We start from the raw sequence: 18,053 nt of genomic DNA, 5'->3' as shown, positions 1-18,053 counted from the left end.
TCCCCATGAGCAGCAGCGCCCGCATACCCGCCACCCTGATTGCCGGCGACGGCATCGGCCCCGAGATCGTCGAATCGGCCGTGGCCGTGATGGAGGCGCTGGGCTCGCCCTTCGAGTGGGACCGCCAGGAAGCCGGCGCCGCCGCCATGAAGGCCGCGGGCGACCCGCTGCCCGCGGCCACGCTGGACAGCATCCGCCGCACGCGGCTGGCGCTCAAGGGCCCGCTGGAAACGCCCTCGGGCGGCGGCTGGCGCTCCTCCAACGTGCGGCTGCGCGAGGAGTTCCGCCTCTTCGCCAACGTGCGCCCGGCGCGCACCATCATCCCCGGCGGCCGCTTCGACAACATCGACCTGCTGCTCATCCGCGAGAACCTCGAAGGCCTCTACATCGGCCACGAGCACTACGTGCAGATCGACGACGACCCGCACGCCGTCGCCATGGCCACCGGCATCAACACCCGCCAGGGCTGCCGCCACATCCTCGAATACGCCTTCGAGACCGCCATCGCCCTGGGCCGCAAGAAGGTCACCGTGGTGCACAAGGCCAACATCATGAAGGCGCTCACGGGCATCTTCCTGGAGACGGCGCAGCAGATGCATGCCGAGCGCTACAAGGACCGCATCGCCATGGACACCATCATCGTGGACGCCTGCGCCATGAAGCTGGTGCTCAACCCCTGGCAGTTCGACACGCTGGTCACGACCAACCTCTTCGGCGACATCCTGTCGGACCTCACCGCCGGTCTGGTGGGCGGCCTGGGCATGGCGCCGGGCGCCAACATCGGTGCGGACGCAGCCATCTTCGAGGCCGTGCACGGTTCGGCGCCGGACATCGCCGGCAAGGGCCTGGCCAACCCCACGGCGCTGCTGCTGGCCGCGGCGCAGATGCTGGACCACGTGAAGCACCACGAGTCGGCCAACCGCCTGCGCAAGGCCATCGACGACACGCTCAACGTGGACCAGGTGCGCACCGGCGACTTGGGCGGCAAGGCCGGCACCCGCGAGTACACGCAGGCGCTGGTGGCGCGCATCAAGCAGGGCTGAGCCCGCTTCAACCCCGCGCCGCGCCGGGCATGCGCGGCGCGGTCCAATGGCGGCCCAACGCACTGCCCGCGCCCTCCACGGGCGCCGCCTTCATGTCCGAAGTCCCTGCAACGGCCGCCGCCGGCAACGCCGGCTCTCTTCCGGCCCTCCCGTCCCTGTCCCCGCTGGAGCGCCTGCTCGCCGAGCAGGCCTGCCGCGACCTCGTGGCCCGCGCCGTGCAATGCACGGACAGCCACCGCCACGAGGACTTCGCCGCCTGCTTCGCCGCGGACGCCGTGCTCACCCGCCCCGGCGGCGAGCCGCTCACGGGCCGCGAGGCCATCCTCGCCTCCTACCGCACGCGGCCGGCCGATCGCATCACGCGCCACCTCGTCACCAGCACCGTCGTCACGCTGGAGTCGGCGACGCGCGCCCGCGGCCTGAGCTGCGTGCTGCTGTGGAGCGGCGAGGCCGCCGACGCCCAGGGGCCTTCCGGCCGTCCGGCGCGGCGCCAGGTGATGGGCGAGTTCGACGACGTCTTCATCTTCACCGCCGAGGGCTGGCGCATCGCCCGGCGCGATGCGCGCTTCCTGCTGTACGCGCCCTGAAGCTGCCCTGGCCCGCCCGGAACCGCGCAGCGGCCGCGCTGCCAGAATCCGGCCCATGGACAGCAGCACCGTCTTCCGCGCCGCCGCCATGGCCGCTGCGGCGCTCAGCCCGGGGCGGCCCGCCGCCGCATGCGGCTCGAAACGGCTGCCTCGGCACGGCGGCGGTGCCCACCGCGGTGGGTCGGGTAGGGGTCTTCCAGCGCTTCAAGCAAGGGGCTGGAACGAGGCTGCCGGCGCGCGGTTTGCCTGGTCTGGCCGTCAGATAGCCGCGCCCGGCGCCCTCGCACGGCCCGGCGCCTGGATGCCATGAGCGACCGTTCCCCCGCCGACGCCCTTCCACCCGTGCCCGCCGGGCTGCGCGCCGTGTACGCGCTGTATGCCGCGCGGCTGTGCGCCCCCGGCGTGCGGCTGCGGCACTACCGCGGGCGCTGGCTGGCGCTGCAGCGCGAGCGCGCGCTGGACGCCCGCGTGCTGCCCGTGGCCGACGAGGAGCCCTACGGCAACCGCCTCACGGGCTTCAAGCAGTTCCAGCGCGACGCGCTGGCGCAGGTCACGCCCGGGACGGAGCTGGTCTTCGTGGCCTTGGAACACGGCACCTGGCGCCCACGCGGCGTGGACGCCCCGCTGCTGCAGATGCTGGCCATCCGGCTGGAAGTGTCGGGCCACGCCGTGGGCCTGTCCGGCCACGTGGACCTGGACGACAACGGCCGCCCGCTGCGCATCGCCCCGGCCTTCGCCCTCATCGTGGACTTGCGGCTGCTGTAGGCGCCGCGCGCCCCGGGGGCTCTCCATCGCAAGCCGGCCCGCGTGCCGGCGTTCGTTGTTGCGCGAGCCGGATCAGCCGTGGCCGGTGGCCGGCTGCGCACCCAGGCGGCCGGCCGCGGGCGCATGCACCTGCAGCGGACGCGGCACGGTGCTGCGCATGGGAGCCACCTGCGGCGCGGGCTTGAGCTGTATGCGGCCGTAGGCCAGGAAGCGGTTGCCGTTGAGCACGCCGATGTCGTAGGCGCCCAGCGGCAGGTCGCCCACGGGCAGGCTGGCGCGGAACTCGCCGGTGGAGGCCACGTCGGCGCTCACGTCGATGAGCGCGACCCGCTTGTCCTCGTCGCCCACCACCACCACGCGCAGCGTGGTGCCGGCCAGCTCCGGGTAGCGCGCGTGCAGCTCCAGCCAGTGCGGGCCGGCGCCGCCGTCCTCCAGCGGGCTGCAGGCGATGTCGCTGCAATGCACCACGCGCACCTGCGTGCTCTCCGTGCGGGAAGGCTTGCCCTGTTGCTGCGCCAGCGCGGACGCCGGTGCGCACAGCACGCAGGCCGAGATGGCCAGGGCAGGCAAGAGCGGTGAGGGGAAAGAACACGTGTACGCCATGGGTACCCTCCGGCAGCCAAACAGGAGGCGCCCATGGCAGGCCACGGCGGATCAGGCCGGAGGACTTCGGTCCGCCATGGCGACCGTCACCTGCAATGTCGCCCCCACAATCAGGGGTAGGAAGCTCGTAAACCCTTGGCTTCAGCCCTTGGCACCTGCGCAGCAGGCGCGGCCGGCATCCACCGGCAACCCGGCATGCACGTCGCGTGCCGCACCCCCGAGGCCGGCGCGGCATGCCGATCGCGCATGCCGCGCTCTGCGCAGCGCCTCCATGGGCGACAGCCGTGCCGCCTCGCAAATGATCATGTCCAAAATTTCGGCCCGCCTGGCGCCCAGCGCCATGCGCAAGCCGATTTCCTTGCGCCGCTCGGCGACGCTGGCCAGCATCACGTTCATGACGCCAAGGCCGCCCACCAGCAGCGAAATAGCCCCTACCCCGCCCAACAGGCCGGTAAACAGCCGGTTTTGCCGGCGCATGCCCTCCACCAATTGCGCCGCGGCCTGCACTTGCGCCGATTTGCCCTGTGCCGACAGGTGGTTCGATAGGCGGGCGGCCACGGCCAGCGGGTCTTCCCCGTCCGCGACCCTCACCACATAGGCGTCCTTTGGGCTGATAAAGCGGCCGGCCGCTAATGGCAGTTTGGCCACCGAGGCCAGGCCTGCGTCGGCGCCGACGAAAGGCGCATCCAGCAGCCGGGTGTCCAAGCCCGCTTTGGCTTGCCCGGTTTGCAGCGGCGTGGTTTGGGCAATACCGTGAATATCGTGAACCAAACCTTCGGCATCGCTGACAATCAGTATTTTTGTGGTTTGCGGGGTGTTGATATTTCTCCGCGGCACGTTGCAAATGAGGCTTGAAAGCCCTGGTATTGCCGGACGGCCAGCGCGACCACCTCGTTCAGTGTAAGCACCACGGTGGTAGCAATTCAGACGCCAGCACCGCACCGCCGCCTACCCCGGCCCGCGCCACGGCGAGCAGCAGAAATAGGTCCATCATCATGAGCCGCATGGTCCGCAGGCCTCGGAGCCGGCCCGTGATCAGAAAGTAAAACGGCAAAAAAACCTCCGAAACTGCGCTCGACGTCTTGATCAGCGTGAATTTTCTGGAGGCGTGGAATCTCGAAAGAATTTGCGACCATCGACTTGTGTAAATTGAAGCTCAATCTGCCTTGAAACCGTTGACGTTCGCTCTTCAGGGTTTCAGTTGACCTGTTGAAACGTCACGCCACCTTTATGCTGTGCAGACCGAAGGCTGGTCAGCAAGTCATTCATGTCGAGCTTGCCGTATTTTTCTTCGTCGTCTTTTACCATTCGGTTGTTGGCCTCGAGCATGGCAGGCGTCCAGCCCAATGCGGAGCGCATCTCGGGTGACATGGTTTTGTAAAGCGCATCGATGGCCATGCCATGTCCACGCCAGTCTCCCGCCACCGCGGGGCCCGCGAAAGCTTCAACGGAAACTTTCACCCTGTCGGCCAGCATGGCTTGTGCGGCGACCTGTTCAGCTTTCGAGAAATTACTGGAGGAGTTCTTGGCCATGGCGGCCAGTTCCTGGTCACTGAATTTCGAATAATCCAGCAGCCCTGCTTGCTGAACGTTGATCTGGTCCGCGGGCGTATGGGTTTTTTCTGATGCCTGCTGCTTGAGCGCATCCATTTTCGCGCGCGCGGCTTGGCCGACGTCCTCGAAGGACAGGACCATGGCCTGGGCCGCAGCGAGCTTGGCATTGGGTGACAGGGTGACGATCGTGCTGCTGGACGTCGTCGCGGCACCAACGGTGCCGCCTTCTTTGTCGACGGGCTTGTGCTCGTTCCCCACAGCCTTGCCGTAAATCTCGGCCTTTGAAGATACAGGGCTGTATGAACTGCCAAAGCTGCCTAAAACATTGATGCCCATTTCTCATTTCCAGGTCAATTGCGTCAGGAAAACTGGTTGTAACTTCGTATGTTGGCAGGCGCTCGGGCAGAAAATTCCTCAGTTGGTGACTTTGGAAATCGATATCGCAGATATCGTGCTGCCGCTCTGAACTGGACGAAAAAGCGTTTAATGCGTGACGGAAAAATAATTACCGGCGCGTGTCAATATCGTTTTCATGCCAATGACGCCAGTACCCACGCCCCAATAAGAACGCTGCCGGCAAGGCAATTCGGCTTCGCTGTGGGCCGGATGGCCTGTTTTCCTCCAATGTTTACAGGACTGTAAACATTTGTTTCGGCACTACGGAGATTGACTTGAGCCCTGGAGTGGGGCGATGGCCGAAAACGGAGCATGGATGTCCGTTTTGCTGCGCTGCAGCGGGGCGTTCAGTGCCTGGCCAAGGCGGCGTCCAGCTCGGCCGACAAGCCCAGCCATTGCGGGCCATCGCCGGACGCGGGTGTGCCGGGCGGCGTGGCGGTGTGGGCCAGTTGCAGCGCGTGGGCCGCGCCGGCGCTCACGCTGTCTATGAGCGGCACGCCCACGTCGGCCTGTATGCGCGCGGCCATGCCGGCCAGCCCGGCACCGCCCAGGATGATGCAGTCCGCACCTGTGGCGTGCGCCGCCTCCCGGCAAGCGTGCGCCAGCAGCGGCAGCGCGGTGGCCGGGTCGGCCGCGAGCTGCGCGCCGCTGGGCGCCACGGTGTGCACGCCGGCCAGCGCGTCGGCCACGCCCAGCGCTTGCGCCAGGCGGCGCAGCATGGGGGCCCACGCGGCGCCGCCGGTCACGATGGCAAAGCGGCCTGCCGCGGATTGCCGCACGGCTTGCAGGAAGGCGGCCTCGGCCAGCCCCGTCACCGGGCAGTCGCACAGCTCGCGCAGCGCGAACAGGCCCGGGTCGCCGAAGCAGCCCAGCAGCAGCGCATCCGGCCGTGAGCTTTGAGCCCGATAGGCGGCCCAAGCGTCCAGCGCCGCGTGGCCGGCGATGGCGCAGGCGGCCTCGGTGGCGATGTAGGCCGCGCCCAAGCGGGCCGTCACGCCGTCTACCACCGCGTGCCGTCCCAGCTCGCCGCGCACGTGGCCCAGCACCAGCGCGGTGACGGAGGCCGAGGTGTTGGGGTTGAGCACCAGCAGGCGGCGCCGGGCAGAGGTGTCGGGGGTCATGCGGCTAGGGCTGGGGGCTGGTGTTTCGTCGGCTTGCTGCGGGCAGCGCGGCAAGCGGCGTTCGCGGCGGCGGGTTCAGCGGTGCGGCTCAGCCGCGGCAGGGCTTGGCGCCAAAGATCTGCGAGAAGTCCGGCGCCTGGGTGCCGGGCGGCTCGATGCGCAACTGCTGCTCGATCTCCAGCAGGTGCTGCGTCATCAGCGCCGCGGCGGCCTTGCCGTCGCGCAGCCGTATGGCGGCCAGCAGCGTGCGGTGGTCGGCGCAGCCGCAGCCCGTGGGCACCTCGCCGTTGCCGTAGGTCATGAGCACCAGCGAGGTGCGCGAGACCAGCTCGCGCAGCACGCGGCCCAGCGTGCGGTGGGCGGCGCCGTCGGCGATGCGCAAATGAAATTCGCCGGACAGGCGTATGGCGCGGCGGCGCTCGCCCGCGGCGCGGGCGGCTTCCTCCTGCGCCAGGCAGCTCGCCAGCGCGCCCAGGTGGCCGGCCGAGGCGTGCTCCATGAAGCGCTGCACCAGCAGCGGCTCCACCATGCGCCGCACCTCGAACACCTCGCGCGCCTCCTCGGGGTCAGGCGTGGCCACCGTCGCGCCGCGGTGTGGGGCGAGGGTGACGATCTGCTCGTGCGCCAGCCGGATCAGCACCTGCCGTATGCGCGTGCGCGACACGCCGAAGGCCTGGCCCAGCTTGTCCTCGGCCAGCCGCGTGCCGGGCAGCAACTGGTGGTCGAGGATGGCGTCCACGATGCGGCCGTGGATCTGCGCGTCGGTGAGGGCGGCACCCGCGGGGGCCGCGGGCGCGGCGTCCTGCGCGGGCGGGGAGGCTTCGGTGTCTTGCATCAGGTCGTCTTCAGCCATGGCGGCGTCCCGCGGCGGCGCGCTGGCGGCGCAGCAGCCACAGCGCCCCCAGCGCCAGGCCGATGACGGCCAGCGACAGCAGCGTGGTCAGCGTGCCCAGGGCGTAGATGGCGGGCGTGGTGACGGTGGTGGTCAGGCCCTGCAGCTCCAGCGGCAGGGTGTTGACGTCGCCAATGGCCTGCGAGGTGCGGGCGATCTCGTCCCAGCTCAAGGTGAAGCCGAACAGCCCCACGCCCACCACGGAAGGCCCAATCAGCGGCAGCAGCACAAATTTAAAACTTTGCCAGGGCGTGGCGCCCAAGTCGCGCGCCGCTTCCTCGTAGGCCGGGTTGAAGCGGTTGAACACGGCGAACATGATCAAGAGGCCAAAGGGCAGCGTCCACGTCAGGTGCGCGCCCAGGGCCGAGGTGTAGAGGCCCATCAGCGTGGTGTAGCCCTCCAGCACCGTGTCCAGGCCCAGGCTGGCGAGCAGGGCGCGCATGCCGTCGTCCAGCAGCCGGAACTGCAGGCCGATGCCCAGCGACACCACGATGGACGGCATGATCAGGCTGGCCACCGTCACGAAGAAGAGGGCCGAGCCGCCGCGCAGCTTCTTGCGGAAGGCCAGGCCCGCGAGCACGGACAGCACCACGGTGAGCCCCATCACCACCGCGCCCAGCGCCAGCGAGCGGCGCAGCGCGGCCCACACGTCCACGGTGCCCAAACCCTCGGCCAGTTGCGTGAACCAGTGCAGCGACCAGCCGCGCATGGGGAAGGTCAGCCCGCCCTGCGGGCCCTGGAAGCTCAGGATGAAGATGGTGAAGGTCGGCCCGTAGAGGAAGAGCACGAACAGGGCGAACAGCAGGGCCAGGGGCCAGAAGCCGGCCGGGCGCTTGTCGTCGCGGCGGGCGGGGCGGGCGGATCGAAGTGCCATGTTCACAGCTCCCGGCGGATGTCCACCACCCGCGTCAGGCTCCACACGATGAGCAGCACCGTGGCCAGCAGGATCACCGCGTTGGCCGCGGCCAGCGGGAATTGCAGGTAGGAGGTCTGCACTTGAATGACCTTGCCCACCGAGGCGATCTGCTGCCCGCCCATCACGCCCACGGTCACGAAGTCGCCCATGACGATGGTGACCACGAAGATGGAGCCGATGACGATGCCGCTCTTGCACAGCGGGACGATCACGCTCCACAGCGTCTGCCAGGCCGAGGCGCCGCAGTCGCGCGAGGCCTCCAGCAGCGAGCGGTCAATGCGCATCATGGAGTTGAAGATGGGCACCAGCATGAACATGGTGTAGAGGTGCACGAAGGCCAGCACCACGGAGAAGTCGGAGAACAGCAGCCACTCCAGCGGCTGCGAGACCAGGCCCGCGGACACCAGCGTGTCGTTGATCAGCCCGTGGCGCCCAAGCAGCGGCACCCAGGAGATCATGCGGATCACGTTGGAGGTCCAGAACGGGATGGTGCACAGCAGGAACAGCAGCGTCTGCGCGCCCGTGCTGCGCACGTGGAAGGCCAGGAAGTAGGCGACGGCAAAACCCAGCACCAGCGTGATGGCCCAGGTCAGCAAACAGAACTTCAAGGTGGACAGGTAGGTCGCGAACGTGACGCACATCTGCCCGTCGGTGCGCGGGCAACCCTCGAAGATCTTCAGGTAGTTGGCGAAGGTGAAGCCGGGCAGCAGCTCGTACTCGTTGAAGTTCCAGAAGCTGACCATCACCACCAGCGACAGCGGGATGATGAAGAACAGCAGGAACACCAGCGAGAAGGGCGTGGCCTGCAGCCAGGCCGGCGCGCCGGCGCGCAGCGCGGCCGCCTTGCGGGGGCGGCGCGCGGTGGCCGTGGCCCCTGGCTGGCTTGCGGCGGAGGCGCCCCGCATCGTCTTTCCCGCGAAAGCGGGAATCCACGATCGCCGGGACGCACCGCGTGGTTCGTGGATGCCCGCTTTCGCGGGCATGACGGTGGGTTGTTCGGACATGGGTGCCTCCTGCTTCACTCAATTCAGGCGGCCACGAACTCGTTCCACTTCTGGACCATGTAGGTGTTCTCGTCCATCACGGCGTTCCAGCAGGCGATGCCGCCCATGCGCGCCTCGTAGCTGCCGCCGTCGCGCACGCTGCCGGCCTTGGCCAGCACCTCGCCGCTGGGGGCCTTGATGTCCTGCGCGGCGGGCTTGCCTTCCATCCAGTAGGCCCACTCGAAAGGCTCCATCTTGGCCTTGGCCGTTTCCAGCACGGCGCTGTAGTAGCCCTGGCGGTTGAGGTAGGCGCCGGCCCAGCCGTCCAGGAACCAGTTGATGAACTCGTAGGCGGCGTCGAGCTTCCTGCCCGACAGCGTGGCGGGCAGGCCGAAACCGGCGGCCCAGGCGCGGTAGCCTTCCTTCAGGGGCTGGAAGGTGCAGGCGATGCCCTTGGTGCGCACGGCGGTGACGGCCGGGCTCCACATGGACTGGATCACGACCTCGCCGGAGGCCATGAGGTTCACGCTCTCGTTGAAGTCCTTCCACAGCGAGCGGAACTGGCCGGCGCGCTTGGCCTCGATCAGCGTCTTGATGGTCAGGTCGATCTCGGCCTTGGTCATGTTGCCCTTGTCGGGGTACTTGTGCAGCCCAAGAGCCTCCACCACCATGGCCGCGTCCATGATGCCGATGGACGGGATGTTGAGGATGGCGGCCTTGCCCTTGAACTCCGGGTTGAGCAGCTCGGCCCAGGAGTTGATCGGCCGCTTGATCAGGTCAGGCCGGATGCCCAGCGTGTCGGCGTTGTAGACGGTGGGAATCAGCGTCATGAACTGCGTGGGCGCGTCGGCGAAGGTCTTGGCCTTTTCGCCAGGCAGGTACATCACCTTCTTGGGCGCGGTGCCCTGGTCGCCCACCTTCTTGCCGGCGACTTCGCCCTTGGTGAACAGCGGCGTGATCTTGTCGGCGTTCTTGATGCGCTTGGCATCTATCCCCTTGAGGTTGCCCGTGGGGATGATCTTCTTGAGCGAGAAGTACTCGGTGTCTATCAGGTCGAAGGAGTTGGGTGCGGTGACGGCGCGCTTGGTCACGTCGTCCGTGGTCACGGCCACGTACTGGATGTCGATGCCCGTGTCGGCCTTGAATTTTTCCGCGATCTTCTTGTCCTGGTTCACCGCCGTGCCGAGGTAGCGCAGCACGATCTTTTCCTGCGCGAACACCGCCGGCGCCATGCCGGTGGCCAGGATGCCGGCCATGCCCTGCAGCAGGCTGCGGCGGCCCAACGTGGTTTCGGGCACGACGAGGGGAGAGGTCTTGCGGTCGGACATGGGGGCTCCTTGCGGTTTCTGGGGGGCTGTGGTGCGGGGGAAGGCGGGTGGGCGCGGGGGCGCCGCTCAGGACTGCAGCGCGTGCGCGTGCGCGCCCTGCCAGGAAACGGTGGCGGCCTCGCCGGGCGACCAGGGCGCGGCGTCGAAGGCGGCCTCGGCCAGCATGGCGGCGATCTCGCCGGCGGCGCTGGCCAGCGTCACGAGCACGTAGGTGCCCTGGTACTCGACGTTGTGCACCGTGGCGGCCAGGCCCGCGCCGCCTGCGCGGGAGAGCAGCGTGCGGTCGCTGCGCACGGCCACCTTGGCGCCGCCTGCGGGCAGCACGTTGTGCCCGCCCATGAAGCGGGCCACGAACTCGGTGCGCGGGGCGTTGAAGATCTCGTGCGGCGTGCCCTGCTGCTCGATGCGGCCGGCGTTCATCACCACCACCTGGTCGGCCAGCGCCATGGCCTCTTCCTGCGAGTGCGTGACGTGCACGAAGCTGAAGCCCAGCTCCTTTTGCCAGCGTTTCAGTTCGGCACGCATCTTCACGCGCAGGAAGGGGTCCAGGGCGGAGAGCGGCTCGTCCAGCAGCAGCACCTTGGGGTTGGTGATCAACGCCCGCGCCAGCGCCACGCGCTGCTGCTGCCCGCCGGAGAGCTCGCTGGGCTTGCGCGCCGCGTAGGCGCCCATGGCGACGAGCTCCAGCAGCTCGGCCGCGCGCTTGCGCCGCGTGGCGGCGTCCACGCCGCGCATCTTCAGGCCGAAGGCCACGTTGTCCAGCGCGGTGAGGTGGGGGAACAGCGCGTAGCTCTGGAACATCATGGCCGTGCCGCGCTGGGTGGCGTCCAGGTCGGTGATGTTGCGCGCGCCCAGCAGTATGTCGCCTTCGGTGGCCACTTCGTGGCCGGCGATCATGCGCAGCGTGGTGGTCTTGCCGCAGCCCGACGGGCCCAGGAGGCAGCAGTAGCTGCCCGCGCGGACTTGAAGGTTGATGGCGTCAACGGCCGGCGTGCCCGCGCCGTAGCGCTTGCACAAGGCGACCAGTTCGAGATCGGCGGAGTCGGTGCTCATGCAACACACCGACGCAATGCCTGTGCCAGCCTGTATTCGGTTCAGATGGCCGATTGCATACGATCTTACGCATCCAACGTGTGCAATTGGCACCGTTCGGGGGCGTGGCCGCTACGGGCGGCGCGCGCGGCTGGTGCGTTCGCCCGGTGTCCCTCACGCCACCCGCGCCGTCGCCTCCTCGCGCCGGTCCGCGCGCACGTCGTCCACCGCCGAGGGGCTGACCCAGCCGGCCTGGGCCGCGTGCTCGGCCACGGCCACGCTGTCGGCCACCAGGCGCAGCGGCACGCCGGCCGCCGCGGCCTCTTCGGCCAGCCGCGCCACGGCGGCGTGGCGCGCGGGGTCGGGGTCCACGCTGCGGATGTAGACGGCGCACACGCGCCCGGGGTGCACCTGCACCACGCGGGCGTAGATCTCCGGGTCCTGCTCGCCGCTGTCGCCGATCAGGACGAAGGGCAGTGCCGGATAGGCCGCCAGGAGCTGCTCGATGTGGCGCAGCTTGTGCGACACGTGGTCCAGCGGGCCGAACAGCAGGTGGTCGCCAAAGTCCTTGAGCAGCAGCGGCCCCTCCGGCAGGCCCTGCAGCCGCAGGAAGTCGCGCAGCGGCGTGTACAGGTTCCACGGGCTGCTGGAGACGTAGAAGACGGGGTTGCCTTGCGCGCCGGACGCCCCGCGGTGCAGCGCGCGGTACAGCGCCGACACGCCCGCGAACGGCTTGCGGGTGTAGGCGTTGGAGCGCAGCAGCAGCGACAGCATGCGCAGCCGGTGGCGCACGTTGGACCACACCACCGTGTCGTCCAGGTCGCTCACCACCGCCAGCCGCGCCGTGGGCGGCGGCACCAGCACGCGCGCCGTGGCCGTCACGGGCAACGCGCCCGCGGCCACCGGCCACAGCAGCTCCAGCCCCACTTCCTGCCACAGCGGCTTGTCCAGCGGCTGCGCGGGCTCGAACGTCATCTCGAAGTGGCCTTCGCCGTCGGCCTCGGCCTCCAGCGCCTGCTCGCCCAGCACGGCGCGCACGCGCGCGCCCGGCACCTCGCCGGAGGCCATGCGGCGGTACACGGCCACGAGGTTGCGCCAGGCCGGGTCCGCCGCCTGCGGCGCGCGGTGCGCCACCAGCCGCAGCACGCGGCCGGACAGCATGAGCCGCTGCGCCGTGCCGTAACCGAGGTAGGGCACGATTTCCAGCGGGCCGGGCGGCCGGCGCTGCTGCACGTGGTGACGCCGCCAGTCGTTGAGCCGGTCGGCCCTATCCACCCAGCGGCCTATCGTGGAGCGAATCTTCATGGCCGCGCGCGGGCAAGGCGCATGCCTTGCGATCTCGCCGGGGCAGGCCGGCGCTTGTAGGACCGGTCCGACCCGAGCTTGCGCCATTCGGCGATGGCGCCGGGCCATCTGCGCGATGCCAAATGAGCTCATCGAATGCCACGCACCGGAGATCCCGCATGAGCTCGTCACCCCTGACCCCCTTTGGCGAACATTCCTTGACGCTGGTGGCCGCCGTCTTCGACAGCCCGTCGCAGGCCGAGCAGGTCGCGGCCGCGCTGCGCCACGAGCCCGGGCTGCACTCCACCGTGATCCACCCCGGCGACCAAAGCGTCGCGCGCAAGCTGGAGCCCGAGCAGCACGGCATCTGGCGCACGCTGCTGCGCAGCCACGCCGTGTTCATGCCGGCCGGCGCCGCGTTGGGCGTGGTCGTGGCGCTGTTGCTGGTGGCCGCCGGCTGGCCCGCGGCCGTGGAGTCGCCCTTCTTCGCCGCGCTGTTCCTGGCGCTGATGGGCGGCTTCTTCGGCGGCATGGTAGCCGGGCTGCTGACGCTGCGCCCTGACCATGCCGTCGTCATCCGCAAGGTCCGCGCCGCGCTGGCCCGTGGCGGCCACGCGGTGGTCATCCACCCCATGAACGAGATGCGCGCCCGCGCCGCCATGGCAGCCTTGCAACGGGCCGGCGCGACGCCGCTGCGCTCGTTCTGAGCACGGCCACTGCCATAAAAAAACCCGCCGCCGCGTACCGGAACGCGAGGGCGGGTGCTCAAGCCCCGGGGCGGCGGCGTCGCCCCGGGAAGGGTGATGAGAAAGCGGCGCCGTCAGCGCCGGGCGGCTGCTTGTAACCCGTGCGCGGTGCCGGCGTCAGCCGAGCTGCACCTCGATGCGCCGCGGCTGGGCATGCGCCTGCTTGGGGATGCGCAGGTTGAGCACGCCGTCGCGCAACTGGGCCTGGATGGCGCCGGCGTCGAGCTCGCGGCTGAGCGTGAAGGCGCGGCGGTAGCGCGGCAGCCGCACCTCGGCGTACAGCGCTTCCAGCCCCTCGGGGGCGAAGGCTGCGACGGCGCCCTCTATGAGCAGCGTGTCGCCTTCGACCTTGAGCTCCAGTTGCTCGCGCGGCACGCCCGGCAGGTCGGCCAGCAGCGTGATGCCGGATTCGTCCTCGAACACGTCCACGCGCGGCACCATGGCGCGGTCATCCTTGGGCGCGCGCTGCGCGGCGGCGGGTTGCTGGGCTGGCTGTTGCACGTTGCGTCCGTTGTTGGCTTGGAGGTCGCGGGTGTCGGTCATGGCGATGTCTCCGTGAAAAAAGGCCTGTGGTGTCTGGAAAATTCGCGGGTCACTGGACTTGGATGCGCTGCGGCTGCGCCTCGGCGCGGCGGGCGACGCTCACGTTGAGCACGCCGTCCCGGTAGCGGGCCTGCACCTGTCCCGCATCCACGTCGTCGGGCAGGCTGATGGCCCGCATGAAGCGGCCGCTGCTGCGCTCGCGGCTGTACACGCGCTGCTTGCCGGCTTCCTGGCCCTCGGCCACGGACGGGGCGCGCTCGCCGGAGATGGTCAGCACGCCGCGGTCGAGGTTGACCTCGATCTTGGCCGGGTCCAGGCCGGGTGCGAAGGCATAGATCTCCACGCTGTTGGGCGTGCGGCCGACGTTGACGGCCGGGAAGGCGCCGGGCGCCACGGAGCGGATGCTGGACGCCTGGCCCACGGGGCCGAACACGTCGTCAAGCTCGCGGCGCAGGCGATCGAAGTCGCCAAAGAGGCCACCGGGAAAAGTCAAAAGGGATCCAAACATGGCTATGTCCTCCTGCGTCATCGGCCCCGCTGCGGCGTCTTCTTCTTCACTGCCCGCGGCGCCGGGATGACCGACAGATAGGGCGCCCCGCGCAGGCTTCAAGAGCTTTTTTTCAACGGCGAAGCGGATTTTTTTCGGGAGCCCTAAACAGGCCGGGCTCGGCGCATGAGGAGGTGGTCCATGCGCCGCCGCGCGCGGCGGCGCGCTGCCGGTTGCGCCCGCGACGGCCTGCGCCTGCGCCGCAAGGCGCATCCGGGCCCGCTCAATCGCCCACGGCCCACCACGCCGGCAGCAGCGCGCGCACGTCCGGCCGGTTGAAGCGCTCGTCCAGCAGGTGCAGCACGCCGCGGTCTTGCGGCCCGCGGATCACGCGCCCGGCGGCCTGCACCACCTTCTGCAGCCCCGGATAGAGGTAGGCGTGGTCGAAGCCGGCCCCCAGGCGCTCGTCCAGCAGCCGGCGGAACTGCTCGTTGACCGGGTTGACCTGCGGCAGCCCAAGCGTGGCGACGAAGGCGCCTATGAGCCGCTCGCCCGGCAGGTCTATGCCCTCGCTGAAGGCGCCGCCCAACACCGCGAAGCCTATGCCGCGCCCGCCCTCGACGAAGCGCTCCACGAACGCCGCCTGCTCCGGCTCGCTCATGCCGCGCGACTGCCGCCAGGCCGGGATGTCCGGCCGCGCCGCCGCGAAGGCGTCGGCCGCCTGCTGCAAATAGCCGTAGCTGCTGAAGAAGGCCAGGTAGTGGCCCGGGCGCTCGTCGTACTGCGCGCCCATGAGCGCCACGATGCGCCCAAGCGAGGCCTGCCGGTGCTGCCAGCGCGTGGACAGCCGCTGCGCCACGCGCACGCGCAACTGCTCGGCGGCGAAGGGGGCGGGCACGTCCAGCTCCACCGCGTCCGGCGGCAGCCCAAGCAGCGCGCGGTGGTGGTGCGGCGGCTGCAGCGTGGCGGAAAAGAGGGTCAGCGACTGCGCCGCGGCCAGGCGCGGCGCCAGGTGCGGCGCCGGCACCACGTTGCGCAGGCTCAGGCGGCGGCGGGCGCCGTCGGTCTGCAGGTCCAGCAGCGCGTGGGGGCCGAAGTCCGCCGCCAGCCGCGCGAAGTGCAGCGCCTCGAAGGCGAAGTCCAGTTGCCCGGCGTCCGGCGCGCCGCTGGCCTCGGCCTGCGCCTGCAGCACGGCATTGGCCGCCAGTTGCAGCGCCTCCACGAATTTCACGGGCAGCCCGTCCAGCACGCGGTAGGAGGGCACCGCCGCGCGCGCGGTGCCGGCAAAGGGTGCGGATGTGGTGGCGGGCGCAGGTGGCGAACGCAGGCCTTCGCCAGGCAGCAGGCTGGCCTGGGCGGCGGTCGCGGTTTCGGCCGGGGCCGTGCCGCTCTCGCCCTCGCCCTCGCCCTCGCTCTCACGCTCGTCCTCGCCCTGGTCCAGGAGCTTCACCGCCTCGCGCCAGCGGCGCTGCAGCCGCTGCAGCGCGCGTTTGACCTCGCCGGTGGCGCCGCGGGCGAGCAGGCGCCAGGTGGCCGGGTCCAGCTCGGCGGAGTACATACGCCGCGCACGCTCCACCAGGTTGTGCGCCTCGTCCACCAGCAGTGCCGTCTTCCAGCCCTGGGCGCTGCTCAGGCCGTGCAGCAGCGCGGCACTGTCGAACCAGTGGTTGTAGTCGCCCACGTACACGTCGGCCCAGGGCGCCAGCTCCAGGCCCAGGTAGTAGGGGCACAGGCCGTGGCGCGCGGCCAGGGCGCGCAGCGGCTCGCGCTCCCAGGCGGGCAGCGCCACGGCATCCAGCCGCGCCGCGGGCAGCCGGTCGTAGAAGCCCGCCGCCAGCGGGCAGGAGCCGCCGTGGCAGCTCTTGTCCGGGTGCTCGCAGCTCTTTTCGCGGGCGACCAGCTCCAGCACGCGCAAGGGGAGGGCGGCGGCCGGACGGTGGTCGCCTGCGCCGGGCTGCGGGGCGGTGTCGGGCGTGCCGGCCGGCAGGCGGGACGTGGTTTCGCCCTCGCAGGGTGGCGGGCCTGGCGGCGTGGGCTGTGCCGGCTGCCGGGCCGCATGCGCCTGGCGCAGCGTGGCCAGCGCCTGCAGCGCCAGGGCGCGGCCCGAGGTCTTGGCGGTGAGGAAGCAGATGCGGTCCAGTTGCTGCCCCGGCATGGCCTTGAGCAGCGGAAACAGCGTGCCCACCGTCTTGCCTATGCCCGTGGGCGCCTGCGCCAGCAGGCAGCGGCCGTCGCGCGCCGCGCGGTACACGGCCTCGGCCAGCGTGCGCTGGCCCGCGCGAAAGCCCGCGTGCGGAAAGGCGAGCGCCTGCAGCGCCGCGTCGCGCGCCGTGCGGTGCGCCGCCTCCAGCCGCGCCCACTGCTCGAAGGCGGCGCAGGCTGACAGCAGCTCGCGCTCCAGCTCCGCGGCGGTGGCGCGGCGGGTGAACACCGTCTCGTGGGCGCTGCCCAGCTCCAGGTAGACCAGCGCCAGCTCCACCTCGACGCAGCCCTGCTCGCGGCACAGCAGCGCGCCGTAGGCCATGAGCTGCGCCCAATGCAGCGCGCGCACGCCCGGCGGCTGGCGCTCCAGCCGGCCGCGGTAGGTCTTGACTTCCTCCAGCCGGTGGGCGGCAGGGTCGTAGCCGTCGGCGCGGCCGCGCACGCGCAGCTGGCCCACGTCGGCCTGCAACGGCAGCTCGCGCCGGTAGCCGGGAGCGCGGCGCGAGGCCACCAGGGCGTGGCCCTCCTGGCCTTCCTGGGCCGTTGGGCCGCCGGCCAGGCGCTGGTCCAGGTCGCCGCGGCGCAGGCTGAATTCGCACAGCGCACGCACGGCGACGGTGTAGGGCGGCTTGTCGGACGGCTGTGCGGACATACAGCCCGCCATTGTCGCCGGCATGGCTTGGCCCCACGGGGCGCTTCGGTCCGGACGACCAACAGCCGCCTCCTACAAGGCTTTGCGCGAGCCACCCGGCCGTGCGCAGGGCCGCGTGCGGCGGGCATGGGGTCGCTGTTGCGGAACAATCCAGCCTGCTTTCCACCCTGCCGCCATGGCCTGCGCGACGTCACTGCCTCCCCTGGACCATGCCCAAGCCTCGCTGCGCCGCTACGCGGGCGAGTACCCGGCGCATGCCCATGCGCACGCGCAGGTGCTGGTGGGCCTGGAGGGCTGCCTGCAACTGGAGCTGGACGGGCATGCCGCCTTCGTCGATGCGGCCAGTGCCTTGATCGTCCCGGCCGGCGTGGCGCACGCCTTCCTGGCCGAGACGCCCGCGCGCGTGCTGGTTCTGGACGCGCCGCCCGGCCCTGCGCTGGAGCGCGTGCGCCGCTTCGCGCCGCCGCCGGCGTGGAAGGTGTTGCCCGCGCAGGCGCTGGATGCCCAAGCCGCCCTGGCCACGCTGCAGGGCACGGCCACGCTGCTGCCGCGCCGCCGCCTGGACCTCGCTGCCCTGGCGGCCGCCGTGGCCGCGGCCCCGGCGCAGGACTGGAGCACGCCGCGCCTGGCCGCGCTGGCCTGCCTGAGCCCGCAGCGCTTCCATGCCCGCTTCGTCGAGCTCGCGGGCCAGCCGCCCGCGGCCTGGGTGCGCGCCAGGCGCCTGGACGCGGCCGAGCGGCTGCTGCGTGCGGGCCTGTCACTGGACGCCGCCGCGCTGCAGGTGGGCTACGCCACGGCCAGCGCGCTGGCCTACGCGCTGCGGCGCGAGCGCGGCGTGGGCGCGAGAGGGTTGCGCCGCCCAAAGTGAGCCGGCGGCGGTCGCGCACTTCACTTCAAGAGCCTCTCGACATTTCCCCTG

18 protein-coding genes are annotated in these 18,053 nt (G+C 70.5%); 5 read left to right on the top strand and 13 right to left on the bottom strand.

Annotated elements, in window-relative coordinates; all coding sequences use genetic code 11:
• Nucleotides 1-5 precede the first annotated feature (5 nt).
• From SM757_RS18500 to SM757_RS18490, 3 genes are all read left to right on the top strand, one after another.
• A complete protein-coding gene (locus SM757_RS18500; RefSeq protein WP_066341266.1) occupies nucleotides 6-1,043 on the top strand; it encodes an isocitrate/isopropylmalate dehydrogenase family protein in 1,038 nt (345 codons plus the stop codon).
• Nucleotides 1,044-1,135: 92 nt separating this feature from the next.
• The gene (locus tag SM757_RS18495) at nucleotides 1,136-1,630 is read left to right on the top strand and encodes a nuclear transport factor 2 family protein (RefSeq protein WP_322466620.1); all 495 of its coding nucleotides are present in this window, start codon (nucleotides 1,136-1,138) and stop codon (nucleotides 1,628-1,630) included.
• A gap of 306 nt (nucleotides 1,631-1,936) precedes the next feature.
• Complete coding sequence (locus SM757_RS18490; RefSeq protein WP_157119196.1) at nucleotides 1,937-2,395, top strand: hypothetical protein; 459 nt, start codon at nucleotides 1,937-1,939, stop codon at nucleotides 2,393-2,395.
• A gap of 72 nt (nucleotides 2,396-2,467) precedes the next feature.
• On the opposite strand, the gene SM757_RS18485 is transcribed toward SM757_RS18490, so the two are convergent.
• The 10 genes from SM757_RS18485 to SM757_RS18440 form a co-directional block, all read right to left on the bottom strand.
• Nucleotides 2,468-2,998, bottom strand: a complete 531-nt coding sequence (locus SM757_RS18485; RefSeq protein ID WP_157119197.1) for a hypothetical protein — start codon at nucleotides 2,996-2,998, stop codon at nucleotides 2,468-2,470.
• A 141-nt stretch (nucleotides 2,999-3,139) separates the two neighbouring features.
• The gene (locus SM757_RS18480) at nucleotides 3,140-3,835 is read right to left on the bottom strand and encodes an ABC transporter permease (RefSeq protein ID WP_157119198.1); all 696 of its coding nucleotides are present in this window, start codon (nucleotides 3,833-3,835) and stop codon (nucleotides 3,140-3,142) included.
• A 360-nt stretch (nucleotides 3,836-4,195) separates the two neighbouring features.
• On the bottom strand, nucleotides 4,196-4,888 hold the full coding sequence (locus SM757_RS18475; RefSeq protein WP_322466619.1) for a hypothetical protein: 693 nt from the start codon (nucleotides 4,886-4,888) through the stop codon (nucleotides 4,196-4,198).
• Nucleotides 4,889-5,295: 407 nt separating this feature from the next.
• The gene (locus tag SM757_RS18470) at nucleotides 5,296-6,069 is read right to left on the bottom strand and encodes an aspartate/glutamate racemase family protein (protein WP_322466618.1); all 774 of its coding nucleotides are present in this window, start codon (nucleotides 6,067-6,069) and stop codon (nucleotides 5,296-5,298) included.
• Nucleotides 6,070-6,157: 88 nt separating this feature from the next.
• Nucleotides 6,158-6,904: a GntR family transcriptional regulator gene (locus SM757_RS18465; protein ID WP_322466617.1), complete on the bottom strand. Its 747-nt coding sequence runs from the start codon at nucleotides 6,902-6,904 to the stop codon at nucleotides 6,158-6,160.
• A 10-nt stretch (nucleotides 6,905-6,914) separates the two neighbouring features.
• Nucleotides 6,915-7,835: an ABC transporter permease gene (locus SM757_RS18460; protein WP_322466616.1), complete on the bottom strand. Its 921-nt coding sequence runs from the start codon at nucleotides 7,833-7,835 to the stop codon at nucleotides 6,915-6,917.
• Nucleotides 7,836-7,837: 2 nt separating this feature from the next.
• A complete protein-coding gene (locus SM757_RS18455; RefSeq protein ID WP_407655776.1) occupies nucleotides 7,838-8,782 on the bottom strand; it encodes an ABC transporter permease in 945 nt (314 codons plus the stop codon).
• Nucleotides 8,783-8,904: 122 nt separating this feature from the next.
• Entirely contained in the window at nucleotides 8,905-10,188 is a 1,284-nt protein-coding gene (locus SM757_RS18450) for an ABC transporter substrate-binding protein (RefSeq protein WP_066341275.1), read from the bottom strand.
• A 66-nt stretch (nucleotides 10,189-10,254) separates the two neighbouring features.
• Nucleotides 10,255-11,241 (bottom strand): ABC transporter ATP-binding protein, encoded by a 987-nt coding sequence (locus SM757_RS18445; protein WP_322466614.1) that lies wholly within the window; start codon nucleotides 11,239-11,241, stop codon nucleotides 10,255-10,257.
• Between the two features lie 153 nt (nucleotides 11,242-11,394).
• Nucleotides 11,395-12,525 (bottom strand): App1 family protein, encoded by a 1,131-nt coding sequence (locus tag SM757_RS18440; protein ID WP_322466613.1) that lies wholly within the window; start codon nucleotides 12,523-12,525, stop codon nucleotides 11,395-11,397.
• Nucleotides 12,526-12,683: 158 nt separating this feature from the next.
• Here SM757_RS18440 and SM757_RS18435 point away from each other — a divergent pair, with 158 nt between their 5' ends.
• On the top strand, nucleotides 12,684-13,211 hold the full coding sequence (locus SM757_RS18435; protein WP_322466612.1) for a hypothetical protein: 528 nt from the start codon (nucleotides 12,684-12,686) through the stop codon (nucleotides 13,209-13,211).
• Between the two features lie 156 nt (nucleotides 13,212-13,367).
• Here SM757_RS18435 and SM757_RS18430 read toward each other — a convergent pair whose 3' ends face one another.
• From SM757_RS18430 to SM757_RS18420, 3 genes are all read right to left on the bottom strand, one after another.
• Nucleotides 13,368-13,793 (bottom strand): Hsp20/alpha crystallin family protein, encoded by a 426-nt coding sequence (locus tag SM757_RS18430; protein WP_084267821.1) that lies wholly within the window; start codon nucleotides 13,791-13,793, stop codon nucleotides 13,368-13,370.
• 49 nt (nucleotides 13,794-13,842) lie between these two features.
• A complete protein-coding gene (locus SM757_RS18425; protein WP_066341320.1) occupies nucleotides 13,843-14,301 on the bottom strand; it encodes an Hsp20/alpha crystallin family protein in 459 nt (152 codons plus the stop codon).
• 262 nt (nucleotides 14,302-14,563) lie between these two features.
• Nucleotides 14,564-17,134 carry an ATP-dependent DNA helicase gene (locus tag SM757_RS18420; protein ID WP_322466611.1) on the bottom strand — a complete coding sequence of 857 codons (2,571 nt, stop codon included), beginning with the start codon at nucleotides 17,132-17,134 and terminating at the stop codon, nucleotides 14,564-14,566.
• A 175-nt stretch (nucleotides 17,135-17,309) separates the two neighbouring features.
• On the opposite strand from SM757_RS18420, the gene SM757_RS18415 reads away from it, so the two are divergent.
• The gene (locus tag SM757_RS18415; protein WP_322466610.1) at nucleotides 17,310-18,002 is read left to right on the top strand and encodes a helix-turn-helix domain-containing protein; all 693 of its coding nucleotides are present in this window, start codon (nucleotides 17,310-17,312) and stop codon (nucleotides 18,000-18,002) included.
• The last annotated feature ends 51 nt before the right edge of the window (nucleotides 18,003-18,053 follow it).

Origin of the sequence: Azohydromonas lata, from assembly GCF_034427735.1 — a bacterium.
GTDB classification, from domain to species: Bacteria; Pseudomonadota; Gammaproteobacteria; order Burkholderiales; family Burkholderiaceae_C; genus Azohydromonas; species Azohydromonas lata.
This window is presented reverse-complemented; position numbering and strand designations above follow the sequence as displayed.

What these genes read in the sequence shown, in the direction of transcription:
- SM757_RS18420 (WP_322466611.1), bottom strand. Translation starts at nt 17,134, where the DNA reads ATGTCCGCACAGCCGTCCGACAAGCCGCCCTACACCGTCGCCGTGCGT.
- SM757_RS18465 (WP_322466617.1), bottom strand. Translation starts at nt 6,904, where the DNA reads ATGCAAGACACCGAAGCCTCCCCGCCCGCGCAGGACGCCGCGCCCGCG.
- SM757_RS18455 (WP_407655776.1), bottom strand. Translation starts at nt 8,782, where the DNA reads ATGCGGGGCGCCTCCGCCGCAAGCCAGCCAGGGGCCACGGCCACCGCG.
- SM757_RS18435 (WP_322466612.1), top strand. Translation starts at nt 12,684, where the DNA reads ATGAGCTCGTCACCCCTGACCCCCTTTGGCGAACATTCCTTGACGCTG.
- SM757_RS18475 (WP_322466619.1), bottom strand. Translation starts at nt 4,888, where the DNA reads ATGGGCATCAATGTTTTAGGCAGCTTTGGCAGTTCATACAGCCCTGTA.
- SM757_RS18430 (WP_084267821.1), bottom strand. Translation starts at nt 13,793, where the DNA reads ATGACCGACACCCGCGACCTCCAAGCCAACAACGGACGCAACGTGCAA.
- SM757_RS18460 (WP_322466616.1), bottom strand. Translation starts at nt 7,835, where the DNA reads ATGGCACTTCGATCCGCCCGCCCCGCCCGCCGCGACGACAAGCGCCCG.
- SM757_RS18415 (WP_322466610.1), top strand. Translation starts at nt 17,310, where the DNA reads ATGGCCTGCGCGACGTCACTGCCTCCCCTGGACCATGCCCAAGCCTCG.
- SM757_RS18440 (WP_322466613.1), bottom strand. Translation starts at nt 12,525, where the DNA reads ATGAAGATTCGCTCCACGATAGGCCGCTGGGTGGATAGGGCCGACCGG.
- SM757_RS18450 (WP_066341275.1), bottom strand. Translation starts at nt 10,188, where the DNA reads ATGTCCGACCGCAAGACCTCTCCCCTCGTCGTGCCCGAAACCACGTTG.
- SM757_RS18500 (WP_066341266.1), top strand. Translation starts at nt 6, where the DNA reads ATGAGCAGCAGCGCCCGCATACCCGCCACCCTGATTGCCGGCGACGGC.
- SM757_RS18490 (WP_157119196.1), top strand. Translation starts at nt 1,937, where the DNA reads ATGAGCGACCGTTCCCCCGCCGACGCCCTTCCACCCGTGCCCGCCGGG.
- SM757_RS18485 (WP_157119197.1), bottom strand. Translation starts at nt 2,998, where the DNA reads ATGGCGTACACGTGTTCTTTCCCCTCACCGCTCTTGCCTGCCCTGGCC.
- SM757_RS18470 (WP_322466618.1), bottom strand. Translation starts at nt 6,069, where the DNA reads ATGACCCCCGACACCTCTGCCCGGCGCCGCCTGCTGGTGCTCAACCCC.
- SM757_RS18495 (WP_322466620.1), top strand. Translation starts at nt 1,136, where the DNA reads ATGTCCGAAGTCCCTGCAACGGCCGCCGCCGGCAACGCCGGCTCTCTT.
- SM757_RS18425 (WP_066341320.1), bottom strand. Translation starts at nt 14,301, where the DNA reads ATGTTTGGATCCCTTTTGACTTTTCCCGGTGGCCTCTTTGGCGACTTC.
- SM757_RS18445 (WP_322466614.1), bottom strand. Translation starts at nt 11,241, where the DNA reads ATGAGCACCGACTCCGCCGATCTCGAACTGGTCGCCTTGTGCAAGCGC.